Origin of the sequence: Spirosoma sp. KCTC 42546, from assembly GCF_006965485.1 — a bacterium.
Classification (GTDB): Bacteria; Bacteroidota; Bacteroidia; order Cytophagales; family Spirosomataceae; genus Spirosoma.
This window is the reverse complement of the sequence record NZ_CP041360.1, coordinates 7,799,941-7,814,106: the sequence shown is the minus strand read 5'-3', so window position 1 is coordinate 7,814,106 and position 14,166 is coordinate 7,799,941. Positions and strand designations below refer to the sequence as shown.

Here is a 14,166-nt window from a genome sequence, read left to right as displayed (position 1 = left end):
GCATAAATTGTCAATGCAGCAACAACTGGATATATGGATACGAGCCGTGGTTCGTTGGTTTGGTTATATTCCCAATCGTGACTTGTCGGGGTGGATATTGCTTATAATAGCCGTAATACTAGGCTTGGCAGTTGATTTCGTCGTGACACAAATCATTCGGTTTATCGTACGTCGTCGGCCATTTCGGACGCTGGCTTTTCTCAAGATCTATGCACGCTGGGCGTTCTGGGTGTTCGTGCCTTCTCTGTTTTTCCTGTTGGCAACCAATATGCAATCAGAACGGTTTCTGCGTCGGCATCCCGTTGCCAACAAAACGGCCGAAATTCTCTTTCTGATTGCTACTACCTGGTTAGTCGTTCAATTGCTTAAAGTCGGCGAGCAAAGGCTTATTCATGAGTACGACACAACAAAAGATGTTAATCTCTCGCAACGAAAATTTGTTACACAGGTTCGTTTTGTGCGTCGATTGACCGCTATTCTTGTTGTTGTTCTAGGGACATCGTTGATGCTGATTTCATTCCAGGGAAGTCGGAAAGTGGGATTAAGCGTGCTGACTTCGGCAGGTGTTGTATCCGTTGTTATTGGATTTGCCGCCCAGAAAACATTAGCGAATCTGCTGGCCGGTATTCAAATAGCCTTTAACCAGCAGATTCGGTTAGATGATGCGGTAGTTGTTGAAAAGGAGTGGGGACGCATCGAAGAAATCAACCTTACGAGTGTAATTGTTCGGCTCTGGGATCGCCGTCGACTTATCCTGCCCATCACGTACTTTGTTGAAACGCCTTTCGAGAACTGGACGCGCTCCGATGCTTCTATCATTGGGTCAATTTTTCTGTACCTGGATTATAACGTGCCTGTTGACAAGGTTCGGGAAAAGGCGCGCAAACTGGCCGAAGCCGATCCTCTCTGGACGGGCGACAGCTTTGCGGTACAAGTGACGGACACAACGCCCACCTGTATTCAGCTACGTATCCTTGTATCGGCCCAGGATGCGCCATCGGCTTTTGATTTACGTTGCCATATGCGCGAACAATTAATTGCGTTTATTCGTGATGAATATCCACTGGGCCTGCCCCAGACACGTTTGGTACTGGCTGAAGAGTTGAAGCCGGAGGAAAAACATGTATGAAGATGTATGGTATAGGATATATGATGTATCTCAGAGACATATATTATATATCCTATATCATACCACACGGGCGGCCCCGATCCCTCTACTCTTCCCAGCCAAACGATCGCTCAATGGCTTTTTGCCAACCGCGCATAAGCTTTTTTCGCTGGGTATCGTCCATGTTCGACTCATAGGTGCGGGCAATGCCCCAGTTCTGACGTAGATCGTCTAGGTTCTGCCAATAGCCTACCGCAAGTCCGGCTGCGTAGGCTGCGCCAAGGGCTGTTGTTTCGGTCATGCGCGGGCATACAACGGGTCCATTCAGCACATCGGCCTGAAACTGCATCAGGAGTGAGTTAACAACCATACCGCCATCTACCCGAAGGGATTTTAACGATACGTTTGCATCCTGTTCCATAGCTCGTACTACATCGACGGTCTGATAAGCAGTTGCTTCCAGGACAGCCCTTGCTAAGTGACCCTTGTTCACAAAGCGGGTTAAACCGGCAATGACTCCCCGTGCGTCAGCCTTCCAGTGGGGTGCGTATAGCCCCGAAAAAGCGGGTACAAAATAGGCTCCCCCATTGTCTTCTACGGAGCGGGCGAGCGTTTCTATATCAGTGCTTTTCTTAATAATACCCAAATTGTCGCGAAGCCACTGAACCAGTGCACCTGTTATGGCAACGCTACCTTCAAGTGCATACTGAACAGGTTCGTTTTGAAACTGGTAAGCCACCGTTGTGAGCAAGCCATAGGTTGACTCACGCAGTTCGGTGCCTGTGTTCATGAGCAGGAAGCAGCCCGTACCATAGGTGTTTTTGGCTTGCCCTGCCTCAAAGCAGGTTTGACCCACCAAAGCTGCCTGCTGATCGCCCAAAATACCGGCAATGGGTACGCCAGGTAATACTTCGGAGGTAACCGTTCCATATACTTCGCTGCTTGGCCGAATCTGGGGCAGCATAGCACGGGGAACCGTGAAATCAGTCAGTAAATCATCATCCCAGTTGAGGGTACGGAGGTTCATTAATTGGGTCCGGCTGGCGTTTGTAACATCGGTAAGATGTAAACCACCATGCGGACCACCCGTCAGATTCCAGACCACAAACGTATCCATGTTGCCGAAGAGTGCATCGCCCCGTTCGGCTTCTTCCCGTAGTCCCGGTACGTTATCTAATAGCCACTTAAGTTTCAGACCACTGAAATAAGTGGCCAGTGGCAAACCGGTTTTGTGGCGAAAACGGTCCTGCCCGGCTTGGCCCGCCGAAAATTGGGTGACTAAATCTGCCGTTCGCATATCTTGCCAGACGATGGCATTGTAGTAGGGTTTGCCGGTTTTTCGGTTCCAGACTACGGTTGTTTCGCGTTGGTTAGTAATGCCAACAGCCGCAATGTCCTGCACGGAAAGTTTTCCTTTGATACGAGCTAAGGCAACAACTTCGAGCGTATTGCGCCAGATTTCTTCCGGATCATGCTCGACCCAGCCCGGTTGTGGGTAAATTTGTTTATGTTCTTTCTGGGCCACCGAGACAATCTGCCCCTGTCTGTCGAATACGATGCAGCGAGTACTGGTGGTTCCCTGGTCAATGGCGGCTACGTAGGTAGGCATAAGGTGTTTAGGGATATTCGTTTAAGACCGTAATATTGTCAAATTATCCAATTAGTTTAGCGAAAAACCCTATACCAATGAAAAAAAGAACCTTTCTGAAATTATCCTCCGCATTAATGGCAACCCCTATACTAGCACCACTAACGACTTGGGCAGCAGACGATAAGCTCAAAAACTGGGCGGGTAATTACCAGTATAGTACCGATAAACTATATAAAGCCAAGTCGATTCCGCAGGTTCAGGAACTTGTTAAAAAATACAGTGAACTAAAGGTACTTGGCACGCGCCATTGCTTTAACGGCATTGCCGATAGCACCAATAATCTCATTTCGCTGGGCGAAATGGACGATGTTATCTCGCTGGATACCAAAGCCCATACAGTAACGGTAGATGCCAGTATGAAATATGGCCAATTGGCTCCTTATCTCGATAAAAAAGGCTTCGCTTTACATAATCTGGCTTCATTACCCCATATTTCCATTGCAGGTGCCTGCGCTACGGCAACTCATGGCTCGGGTGTGAAAAATGGTAATCTGTCGACGGCCGTTGCCGCCATGGAAATTGTTACAGCTAAAGGGGAGGTGCGCACCTTGTCACGAGCCAAAGATGGCGAAACGTTTCGGGCGGCTGTTGTTCATTTGGGTGCTCTGGGTGTTGTTACAAAAGTTACGCTCGATATTCAGCCAACGTTTATGATGCGGCAGGATGTCTATGAAAATCTGCCACTAGCGCAACTTCAGCAGCATTTCGAGGCCATTGTATCGAGCGGGTACAGCGTAAGTCTGTTCACCGATTGGCAAAAGAAACGCATCAATGAGGTTTGGATAAAAAGCCGGATCGAAAAAGGAAAGACATTCGATGCCAAGTCCGAACGCGGAACCGCAGAGTTTTACGGTGCCAAACGCGCTACGAAAAACCTGCACCCTATTGCCGAACTCTCTGCCGTTAATTGTACAGAGCAAATGGGTGTGCCTGGCCCCTGGTATGAACGTTTACCCCACTTCCGCATGGGCTTCATACCCAGTAGTGGTAAGGAGTTGCAATCCGAATATTTTGTGCCGCGCAAGAATGCCGTCGAGGCTATTCTGGCGGTTGAGAAGCTGAACGCTCACATCAGCCCACATCTGATGATTACCGAACTACGGACTATCGACGCCGACAATTTCTGGATGAGCCCCTGCTATAAACAGCCGAGCCTGGCCATTCACTTTACCTGGAAACAGGACTGGGCTTCGGTTAAAAAGGTGCTGCCGATGATCGAAAAAGAATTGGCTCCATTTAACCCCCGGCCACATTGGGGGAAGTTGTTTACGTTGGCTCCCAAACAATTACAGTCGCGCTACGAAAAATTGCCGGAGTTCAAGCAATTAATGAAAGAATACGATCCGCAGGGGAAATTCCGTAATGCGTTTCTGGACACGAATTTGTTTGGAAGTTAGAACGAATGAAAAATGGATAGTGTACAATGAATAATGAGAATAGCCTATCACTCATTATTCATTGTACACTATCCATTTTCATTCGTTTACAACGCGAACCACCGAATCAAAATCCCACCTATAACCGCGCCAACTAGCGGGCCCACTACGGGTATCCAGGCGTATCCCCAATCGGAAGAGCCTTTGCCGGGAATGGGGAGCAGGGCATGGGCCAGACGAGGACTGAAATCGCGGGCGGGGCTCATGGCATAACCCGTCGTACCACCAAGCGAAAGGCCAATACTCCAGACTAAAATACCGACTAAATATGGGCCAACGCCAATCGCTAATTCGCCGAGATTTTTAGACGATATACCCGCCAGCCCCAGTATAAGTACCAACGTAGCCAGCGATTCGCTCAGCAAATTGGCACCTGTATTACGAATGGCTGGACCCGTAGCAAAACAGGCCAGTTTGGAAGCCGGATCAGGGGTAGCGGCCCAGTGGGGGAGGTATTGTAGCCAGACTAAGGTAGCACCCAGAAACGCGCCAATCAGTTGCGCTGTAATATAGGGTACCATATGACTATAATCGTTGGTGGCTACGGCGAAGGCCACTGTAACGGCAGGATTCAAATGAGCATCGGTACTACCAAAAGCTTTAGAAACGAATACACCCATCGTTACCGCAAAAGCCCATCCCGCCGTAATAACAATCCATCCCGACGATTCGCCTTTGGTCTGTTTCAACACAACATTGGCTACGACACCATCGCCCAGCAAAATGAGCACCATTGTACCAATTAATTCACCAAGAAAAGGAGAGGTTTGCATGAGAAATAAATAGTCGTTAGTCGGCAGCCATTGATCAAATCAGCAATTGAAACTATCTACTGACGATTGACTTATGACTGCTGGCTAACGACTGAATTCAAGGTTTAGGAATAGTTTGTGCGAATTAAGTGATATTTTTGGCCGCATTCCAAACACCAGGTCAAGATTTCTCACTTTTACCCGTTTAGCGGTACGCTTATACGTCATGAAAAGCATCATTTTTGAAAAAACTGGCAAACCTTCTGATATTCTCAAATCAACTGATATACCGTTACCTGAACCCGGCCCCAATGAAGTTCGGGTGAAAGTGATTGCAGCGCCCATTAATCCGTCCGACATCATGTTCGTGCAGAACCTGTACGGTATTCGGCCGCAGTTGCCTTCAGGGGCAGGTTTTGAGGGTGTAGGCATTGTAGACGCACTGGGCGAAGGTGTTCAAATGAGAACCGGTATACGGGTGAGTTTTACGAGCATCGGCACCTGGTCGGAATATGCAATTGCCCACCAGCGTAGCCTGATTCCCGTGCCCGATGCCATGCCGGATGACATAGCGGCTCAGTTATTTGTGAACCCATTCACAGCTTATGCTATGGTGCAGGATGCAAAAGTGCCGGAAGGTGGTTGGCTGATGCTGACGGCGGCTGGTTCGGCATTTGGGAAAATGGTGATTCAACTCTGTAAAATGCGAGGTATCAATACCATCGGAACTGTTCGACGAGATGACCTTAACGAGGAATTGAAAGCGCTGGGTTTGACTGAAGTCGTCAATGTAGAAACTGAAAACCTGTCGGCCCGCGTCAAACAAATCACCGCGGGTGCGGGCGTTGCCTGTGTACTGGATTCCGTTGGTGGACACACCGCCAGCGAAGCGCTGAAATGCCTTAGCAAAGGAGGAACGATGCTTATTTATGGCGTATTGAGCATGCAGGACCCGACCATTAATGCAGGCTTACTCATATTCAGGGAGTTGACCGTCAGAGGATTTTGGCTGACGGACTGGATGCGTCGGGTAGATAGCCATACCCGGCAGGATGTTGCCCAGAATGTGATCAGTTTGCTGGCGTCCGGAGCCATTCAATTGCCTGTTGAAGCATCCTATTCACTCGACCAGATCACTGAAGCCGTCGAACATGCCGATCGTCATGGCCGGTGGGGAAAGATTCTGGTAAAACCCTGATGGTTTCTAAACAGTGCTGTAAATCCTGAGTTTTGATCTAAGTTATGTAGGCATTATCTAACTTTCTCTTTATCATAACCAAGGCTTCGTTATCTTTGAAACAATATCTGGGGAAAGCCACGCGTTTGTTCCAGTAACGACCGCAGGTCTAACCTCACTCACTTACCCGACTCGTTCGTATGCTCTTGCTCCAGGTTCCGGCTGTTGATACTACGGCCGCATCGCTGTCGGCCACTACGGCTGCCCAACCCCAATCGTTGCAACTATTTGATTTGGTAGCCAAAGGCGGCTGGGTCATGATACCCATTGCGTTTTTGTTCTTTGCCGCGCTTTACCTGATTTTTGAGCGGTATTTCGTTATTCGTTCTCAAACCAAGTCCGACGCCAATTTCATCGATAACATCCGTGATATGATCGCGCAGGGCAATATCAAATCGGCCGAATCATTCGCCAAGAACCAGCGGACGTCTATGGGACGCGTGTTCGAAAAAGCTATTGGTCGGATTGGGTCGCCGATTCGGGAAATCGAAAGCACGGTCGAAACCGTTGGCCAAATTGAATTGTCCCGTCTGGAACGCAACATGGGCTATTTAGGAATTATTGCTGGTATTGCCCCGATGATGGGGTTTATCGGGACTATTTCCGGTATCATCCGTATTTTCTACGATATCTCTCTATCCGATAATATTAGCGTTGGAATCATCGCTGGTGGATTGTACGAGAAAATGATTACGTCGGGTGCTGGTCTTATTGTGGGCGTTATTGCCTATACAGGCTATCACTTATTGAACATGATGATCGAGCGATTTACGCTTTCGCTTGAAGTGAATGCCTTTGAATTTATCGAAGTTCTCCAGAAACCAACTACCGAACCCGCCCGGATGCGGTAAGTGCTTTAGTCATTCATTGTCATTGGTAGTCATGAGTTGTCATTCTATTATAGCGACAATCAATGGCAATTAATGACCAGCAATGACTATTAATGACAAGAAGTAATGAAACTCCGTCGAAAACAAAAGTTTGCTGCCGAAGTCGCGACGTCCTCGCTGAACGACATCATGTTTTTCCTGTTGTTGTTCTTCCTGATTATCTCGACGGTTGCCAATCCGAACGTTATTAAGTTGATGTTGCCTAAAGCATCTGCCTCACAACAACTGAGTAAGAAACAGGTAACGCTATCGGTTGACGACAAGAAACAATACTTTATCGATAAAAAACCAGTTGATCCTGCCAACTTGGAAACCGAACTCAAAACAATTATGGCCGGTATTGCTGAACCGACCGTTGTTGTCCGTTTCGATAAAACGTTAACCGTTCAGGATTTAGTAGATGTACTCCAAACCGGTGCCAAATTGAATATTAAAATGGTGATGGCTACGTCGAAATAGAACCTAGCCTATACTGGTTTTCTTCGATTAATTTGATTTTGACGCCGAAGCATTAGAATGCTTCGGCTTTTTTGTTGATTTAAATCAATTTCATCGGCTTTGTGGTTGTATGGTACACAACTCAACCACTCATGATAGCTGACTACACCGAAGCCCCTGTTTGCCATGTCGATGATCTTGTCGATGGCGAATTGAAAGAAGTCCGCGTGGGCGATACCGACGTATTGCTGGCTCGTGCCGATGGCCAATACTATGCGCTGTTTCCTAAATGTTCTCATTATCAAGGGCCTTTGGTAAAAGGCTTGCTCAATGGACATCGGCTCGTTTGTCCATGGCATAATGCCTGTTTTGACATTCGAAATGGGCATCGACTGGAAGCTCCTGCGCTCAATGGCTTGCCAACGCACGAGGTACGCATTGAAAATGATCAGGTCTTTGTTCGCTTGACGACAGAGAAGGAAAGTTTGGAAAATCCACTATCGGCACCCGACGAAGCTACTACCGAAACATACGTTATTGTTGGCAGTGGGGGAGCCGGTGCTTTCGCGGCTGAAGGCATGCGCGAAGGCGGTTTCACGGGTAAAATCGTGATGCTGACCGAAAGCGGTGAAGTCCCCTATGATCGCCCCAACTGTTCCAAAGATTATCTGCAAGGCAAGGCCCCCGATGAATGGATGCCGCTTCGTTCCGATGAGTTTTATCAGGATTATGGTATCGAAGTACGCACAGGCCAGCATGTAACGTCGCTCGATCCTGCTGAAAAGCGTATCGAACTGGCTTCTGGTGAAACGATTACTTATGATAAAGCACTAATTTGTTCGGGAGGTAAGCCGAATGCGCTGCCAGGTTTAGATCTCAATCTCAACGGAATTTATTCGCTACGAAGTTTGCACGATAGCCAGACCTTGCGGGAACTGGGCAAGCAGGGCAAACGTGTGGTTATTGTTGGAAGCTCATTTATTGGTCTGGAAGGTGCCATGAGTTTACGTAAACTAGGAAGCGAAGTAGACGTAATTGGTCTGGAAAAGACGCCTTTCGAGAAAATTTTGGGCGAAACAATTGGGCGTGTTATACAAGGATGGCATCAGAAAGAGGGCATCCGGTTTCACCTCGGCCGGAAAGTCGATCATATAGAAGGAGAAAGTACCATTAGCGCCGTTGTTCTCGACAATGGGGAACGGATTCCTGCCGATTTTGTGCTGCTGGGTCTGGGTGTTAAACCGCGCACCGATTTTCTGAAAGGCGTTCCGCTTGAGAAAGATGGCGGTGTTAAAACAGATGCCTACCTGAATGTCACCGATGGATTATACGCAGCTGGCGACATTGCTCATTATCCTGTTATCGATGGTTTTCAGCGGATTGAACACTGGAAAGTAGCTGGCCAGCAGGGCCATACAGCCGGTTTAATAATGGCGGGAAAAGACGAACCGTATCAGGCTGTCCCGTTCTTCTGGAGTAATCAGCAAGGTAAGCGCATTAATTATGTGGGTCACGCTACCAAAATTGACGATATCATATACGATGGTGATCCCGAGAAAGACGACTCGTTTTTAGCGCTCTATGTTCAGGATGGGCAGATCAAAGCAGCGGCTGGACTCAAACGGGATCAGGATATCATTGCCATTCGGGAATTGATGCATGAAGGCCGAATGCCATCGGTCGAAACCGCCCGGAAGGGGGTAAAATGGGTTAAGGAACTGAAAAACGCCTGATTCCGCCGAAACGTGTTTACATTTGTAGCCTGACCGTGAGAAACCCCGGTTTGGTTATGACGCATCAACTTATACTTAGAAAACCGCTCGCGTTTTTCGATCTCGAAACAACCGGTATCAACATTGCCAAGGATCGCATCATTGATATCTGTATCATGAAAGCGCTTCCCGGTGGTGAAGTTGTCAGTAAAACCCAGCGTGTACATCCGGGTATGCCCATACCATTGGAGTCGAGCCTGATTCATGGTATTTACGACGACGATGTAAAAGACGCACCCCCATTTAAATCGGTTGCCCGAACGCTGGCCCAGTTTCTGGATGGGTGCGATCTGGCAGGCTTTAACTGCAATCGCTTCGATGTCCCGTTGCTTGTCGAAGAGTTTCTGCGTGCTAACGTAGACTTCGATATGAAAAATCGGCGGTTGGTGGATTCGCAGCGCATTTTTCATCTGATGGAACCCCGAAATCTTTCGGCGGCTTACCGATTCTATTGCAACAAAGAATTAATCGGTGCTCACGGTGCCGAAGCAGATACAATAGCCACCCTCGAAGTGCTCGATGCGCAGGTACAACGCTACATGGGCATGGTTGCCAAAGCGGATAATGGGCAGGATGTCATCTTCGAAAATGATGTGGATATGCTTCATAGTCTGACGGCAAACACGAATGTTGACCTCGCCGGGCGGATAATTCTCAACGACAAAGGCGAAGAGGTATTCAATTTCGGGAAACACAAAGGTTTTCCTGTGTTGGAGGTACTTAAGAAGGAACCTTCTTTCTACGACTGGATATTGAAAGGCGAATTCCCGCTGGATACTAAACGCCGATTGACCGAAATCAGGCTGCGGATGTTTAGTAATGGCATCGGGAAAAAGTAATAAAGCGAAGTAGGTGGACTAGGTGAAGCGGTTAAAATTTACGCTCAGCACGTATTCCACCTATTTCAATTATACACCAAGCCCGAATAATCTTTACATTTGCGACACTTTCTATTAACCGGCAACTCATGCAACCCACGCAGGACGTCCTCATTCCGGAAGTCATTCAGCAAATACCGCTCACCTATTACCTGATTCTCAGCACTGCGCTGTTTGTTATCGGAATCATTGGTGTATTGACCCGGCGTAATGCCATCATCATCTTCATGTCCATTGAGTTAATGCTCAATGCGGTCAACCTGTTGCTCATCGCATTTTCGTCGTATCGATCAGATTCGTCGGGGCAGGTATTCGTCTTTTTCATTATGGCCGTTGCTGCCGCTGAAGTATCAGTCGGGCTGGCTATTATTGTTATGATTTACCGCAATACCCGCTCCATCGATGTGGGCTTGCTTAATAAATTGAAATGGTAAAATAACTCGTCAGTCGATAGCTGCTAGTTAATATTGACTGGCACATTCTATCGACCGTCGACTATTGACTAACGACCAATGAAAATAGAATTACTCTGCGCCTTAATTCCGCTTTTTCCGCTGATTGGCTTTTTGATTAATGGCCTCGGTTTTCGTCGGGTACCAACGGGCCTGGCTGGCGCAATTGCCACGGTAGCTGTTCTGGCCTCTTTTGTACTATCCATTTCTCTATTCAGTTCCTTTGCTGGCGACGCTCAACCGATCGTCGCTACGCTTTTCGACTGGATCAGCGTTGGTGATTTACACATCAATTTCTCGTTTCAGATTGACCAGTTATCGTTATTGATGCTGCTGGTTGTAACGGGTGTTGGATCGTTGATTCACCTGTACAGCATTGGCTATATGAGCCACGATGAAGGATTCGGCAAGTTCATGGCGTTCCTGAACTTGTTTATTTTCTTCATGCTCCTGCTGGTGATGGGTTCCAACTACGTCATCATGTTCATTGGCTGGGAAGGCGTGGGTCTGTGTTCCTACCTGCTCATTGGCTTCTGGAATAAGAATACCAGCTACAACAATGCCGCTCGTAAAGCTTTCGTCATGAACCGCATTGGTGACCTGGGCTTTCTGTTGGGCATATTCATGCTCATTAACACCTTCGGTACGGTTGAGTACATCGATATTTTCAAACAGGCGACAAGCCTGGAGATCGGCGACAAGACCGTGTTGGCAATCACGCTCCTGCTATTTGTAGGCGCGATGGGTAAATCGGCGCAGATTCCCCTGTATACCTGGCTACCCGACGCTATGGCCGGTCCAACACCCGTTTCGGCCCTGATTCACGCAGCTACGATGGTGACCGCCGGTATTTATATGGTCGTTCGTTCGAATGTGCTCTATACCTTATCGCCATTAACGCTCGAAATCGTTGGTGGTATTGCCATTGCTACGGCCTTGCTGGCTGCTTCGATTGGTCTCCTGCAAAACGATATTAAGAAAGTACTGGCCTATTCGACGGTTTCGCAGTTGGGCTACATGTTCCTTGGCTTGAGCGCAACGGCCTACACGGCGGGTATGTTTCACGTCATTACCCATGCGTTCTTCAAAGCCTTATTGTTCCTCGGAGCCGGTAGCGTGATTCATGCTATGTCCGACGAGCAGGATATTCGGAAAATGGGTGGTTTACGGAAAGCATTGCCTGTTACATTTATCACGTTCCTGATTGGTACGATCGCTATTTCAGGCTTGCCACCATTTGCCGGGTTCTTCTCGAAAGACGAAATACTGGCGCACGTTTTCGAACATAGCAAAGTACTCTGGGCATTGGGCGTTCTGGGTTCCGGTCTGACATCGTTCTACATGTTCCGCCTGTTATTCCTGACCTTCTTTGGCGAGTTCCGGGGAACTGAAGAGCAAAAACACCATCTTCATGAGTCGCCCGTTACGATGACGGCACCGCTGGTTGTGCTGGCGATACTATCGGCAGTTGGTGGCGCGCTTAACTTACCGGGTGATGGCTGGTTGAGTCACTTCATGGCTCCCTTATTTGAAGGCTCGCGTCAGGTTAACCCCGAAGCGTTTGCTGAATCGACTATTGAACACAGCACGGAATATGTTCTGATTGCCGTTTCGGCAGGTGTTGCTTTAGTGGCTATGATCATTGCGTATGTCATGTACATCAGCCGGGGAGCTGTTCCTGCTCCCGAAACTTCCGAGCGCTCATTGCCAGAACAGGTCATTTACAACAAATATTATGTCGATGAACTGTACGAAACCATCATTGTTCGCCCGATACGCGGATTAGGGGATGCCTTGTATAGCTTTGGCGAAGGCCTGATCGACGGCATTGTAAATGGCGTGGCCTGGTTAGTACAGAAAAGCGCGGCACAACTCCGGTTGTTGCAAAGTGGCTCGATTGGCTTCTATGTCCTGGCCATGGTTGTGAGTATCGTTGTCATTTTTGCCCTGCGGTTTTTCATTCGATTGTAATTAAATCCAACAGATTCGCGATACATCACCCATCGTAATCGTCCATCGGTATATGCTTACATTATTTCTGATTTTTTATCCTGTCGTAGCGGCTACTCTGATCCTGATGTTTCGGGGAGAACGGATAAAGCAGGCGGCTTTGGTAGCTGCGCTGGTCGAATTAGCATTCGCAGGTTACGCCTTCGTTGGATTTAAACCTGATGCAAGTTCGCAGTTTGGCTTCGACTATGCCTGGATTAACTCGCTGGGAATCCGATTTAGCGGAGGTATCGACGGTATCAGCGTGTTGCTTGTATTGCTCACCGGGTTGCTGGTTCCATTCATCATACTCTCTACGTTTGAACGGAATTATCCACGTCCTTCTCTGTTTTATGCACTGATGCTGTACATGCAGGCAGCTTTGATGGGCGTCTTTACCGCTCGTGACGGGTTTCTTTTCTATTTCTTCTTCGAAGCTGCACTGATTCCAATTTACTTCCTGGCGGCCATGTGGGGAGGAGCCAATCGGATTCCGGTCACGTTCAAATTCTTTGTTTATACCATTTTTGGTAGCTTATTCATGTTGCTTGCCCTAGTGTACTTATACTACCAGACACCAGCAACCGCCGTGTCGGCTCACTCGGCAGCTATCATCGATTTTTATAAACTTAATCTGACTCCCGAAGCTGAAACCTGGGTTTTCTGGGCCTTCTTTATCGCTTTTGCCATTAAGATGCCCGTGTTCCCATTCCATACCTGGCAGCCAGATACCTACGTTGAATCGCCAACACCAGCCACTATGTTGTTAGCTGGAATTATGCTCAAAATGGGCGTTTATGGGTTGATTCGCTTTATTCTGCCAATCGTACCACTCGGCGTTGAAACCTGGGGTAAAACAGCCGTCGTTCTATCGGTTATTGGTATTATCTATGGAGCAATCATTGCCATTCGTCAGCGTGATATGAAGCGGCTAATTGCTTATTCATCGTTTTCGCACGTTGGACTGATGGCCGCTGGTGTTTTCTCGCAAACCGAAACGGGTATGCAGGGTGCCTTGGTGCAGATGCTGGCACACGGTATCAACGTGGTGGGCCTTTTCTTCGTAGCCGATATCATTTTCTCGCGTACGAAGACCAATCAGTTAGATCAGCTGGGCGGCATTACACAAACAACGCCTAAGTTGACAGTCTTCTTCCTGATTATGCTCTTGGGTAGTGTGGCACTACCACTTACCAATGGCTTCATTGGTGAGTTCCTGTTATTGCATGGTGTCTTTACCTACAATAATTATCTGGGCTTAGCGGCTGGCTTCACGATTATTTTCGGTGCCGTTTATATGCTTCGTATGTTCCAGAAAAGCATGTTTGGAGCAACGTCATCACGCACGGAGTCATTTACCGATCTGACTAGTTCCGAAAGCTGGGTATTTATTCCGCTAGTCGTCCTTGTTTTCTGGATAGGTATCTACCCGCATTCATTTTTGAAAGTAACCGAACCCGCTGTTGCCAATATGATGAAGTATATCGGTACAACGGCTGTATCCTTGAAATAATCGTTAAAGGTTTTCGGTTTCTGGTTTTCGGTCATGCGGAAAACCAGAAA

At 47.9% G+C, this 14,166-nt stretch carries 12 protein-coding genes; 10 read left to right on the top strand and 2 right to left on the bottom strand.

Annotation, left to right across the window (positions count from 1 at the left end):
• Nucleotides 1-13 precede the first annotated feature (13 nt).
• On the top strand, nucleotides 14-1,129 hold the full coding sequence (locus EXU85_RS31725) for a mechanosensitive ion channel family protein (protein WP_142775923.1): 1,116 nt from the start codon (nucleotides 14-16) through the stop codon (nucleotides 1,127-1,129).
• Nucleotides 1,130-1,214: 85 nt separating this feature from the next.
• On the opposite strand, the gene glpK is transcribed toward EXU85_RS31725, so the two are convergent.
• A complete protein-coding gene (gene glpK / locus EXU85_RS31720) occupies nucleotides 1,215-2,717 on the bottom strand; it encodes a glycerol kinase GlpK (RefSeq protein WP_142775922.1) in 1,503 nt (500 codons plus the stop codon).
• A 77-nt stretch (nucleotides 2,718-2,794) separates the two neighbouring features.
• On the opposite strand from glpK, the gene EXU85_RS31715 reads away from it, so the two are divergent.
• Entirely contained in the window at nucleotides 2,795-4,156 is a 1,362-nt protein-coding gene (locus EXU85_RS31715) for a D-arabinono-1,4-lactone oxidase (RefSeq protein WP_142775921.1), read from the top strand.
• A gap of 86 nt (nucleotides 4,157-4,242) precedes the next feature.
• Here the strand turns inward: EXU85_RS31715 and EXU85_RS31710 are convergent, their stop codons facing one another.
• Nucleotides 4,243-4,968, bottom strand: coding sequence for an MIP/aquaporin family protein (locus EXU85_RS31710; protein ID WP_142775920.1), 726 nt, complete (start codon nucleotides 4,966-4,968; stop codon nucleotides 4,243-4,245).
• 205 nt (nucleotides 4,969-5,173) lie between these two features.
• On the opposite strand from EXU85_RS31710, the gene EXU85_RS31705 reads away from it, so the two are divergent.
• From EXU85_RS31705 to EXU85_RS31670, 8 genes are all read left to right on the top strand, one after another.
• The gene (locus EXU85_RS31705; RefSeq protein ID WP_142775919.1) at nucleotides 5,174-6,145 is read left to right on the top strand and encodes a zinc-dependent alcohol dehydrogenase family protein; all 972 of its coding nucleotides are present in this window, start codon (nucleotides 5,174-5,176) and stop codon (nucleotides 6,143-6,145) included.
• A 179-nt stretch (nucleotides 6,146-6,324) separates the two neighbouring features.
• On the top strand, nucleotides 6,325-7,035 hold the full coding sequence (locus EXU85_RS31700) for a MotA/TolQ/ExbB proton channel family protein (RefSeq protein WP_142775918.1): 711 nt from the start codon (nucleotides 6,325-6,327) through the stop codon (nucleotides 7,033-7,035).
• A 105-nt stretch (nucleotides 7,036-7,140) separates the two neighbouring features.
• On the top strand, nucleotides 7,141-7,533 hold the full coding sequence (locus EXU85_RS31695) for a biopolymer transporter ExbD (RefSeq protein WP_142775917.1): 393 nt from the start codon (nucleotides 7,141-7,143) through the stop codon (nucleotides 7,531-7,533).
• Nucleotides 7,534-7,664: 131 nt separating this feature from the next.
• Complete coding sequence (locus EXU85_RS31690) at nucleotides 7,665-9,245, top strand: FAD-dependent oxidoreductase (protein WP_142775916.1); 1,581 nt, start codon at nucleotides 7,665-7,667, stop codon at nucleotides 9,243-9,245.
• A 56-nt stretch (nucleotides 9,246-9,301) separates the two neighbouring features.
• Nucleotides 9,302-10,123 (top strand): 3'-5' exonuclease, encoded by an 822-nt coding sequence (locus EXU85_RS31685; RefSeq protein WP_142775915.1) that lies wholly within the window; start codon nucleotides 9,302-9,304, stop codon nucleotides 10,121-10,123.
• Nucleotides 10,124-10,251: 128 nt separating this feature from the next.
• The gene (nuoK, locus tag EXU85_RS31680; protein ID WP_046577146.1) at nucleotides 10,252-10,596 is read left to right on the top strand and encodes an NADH-quinone oxidoreductase subunit NuoK; all 345 of its coding nucleotides are present in this window, start codon (nucleotides 10,252-10,254) and stop codon (nucleotides 10,594-10,596) included.
• Between the two features lie 78 nt (nucleotides 10,597-10,674).
• Complete coding sequence (nuoL, locus tag EXU85_RS31675; protein WP_142775914.1) at nucleotides 10,675-12,585, top strand: NADH-quinone oxidoreductase subunit L; 1,911 nt, start codon at nucleotides 10,675-10,677, stop codon at nucleotides 12,583-12,585.
• A gap of 52 nt (nucleotides 12,586-12,637) precedes the next feature.
• Nucleotides 12,638-14,116, top strand: a complete 1,479-nt coding sequence (locus tag EXU85_RS31670; RefSeq protein ID WP_142775913.1) for a NuoM family protein — start codon at nucleotides 12,638-12,640, stop codon at nucleotides 14,114-14,116.
• Nucleotides 14,117-14,166: the final 50 nt, after the last annotated feature.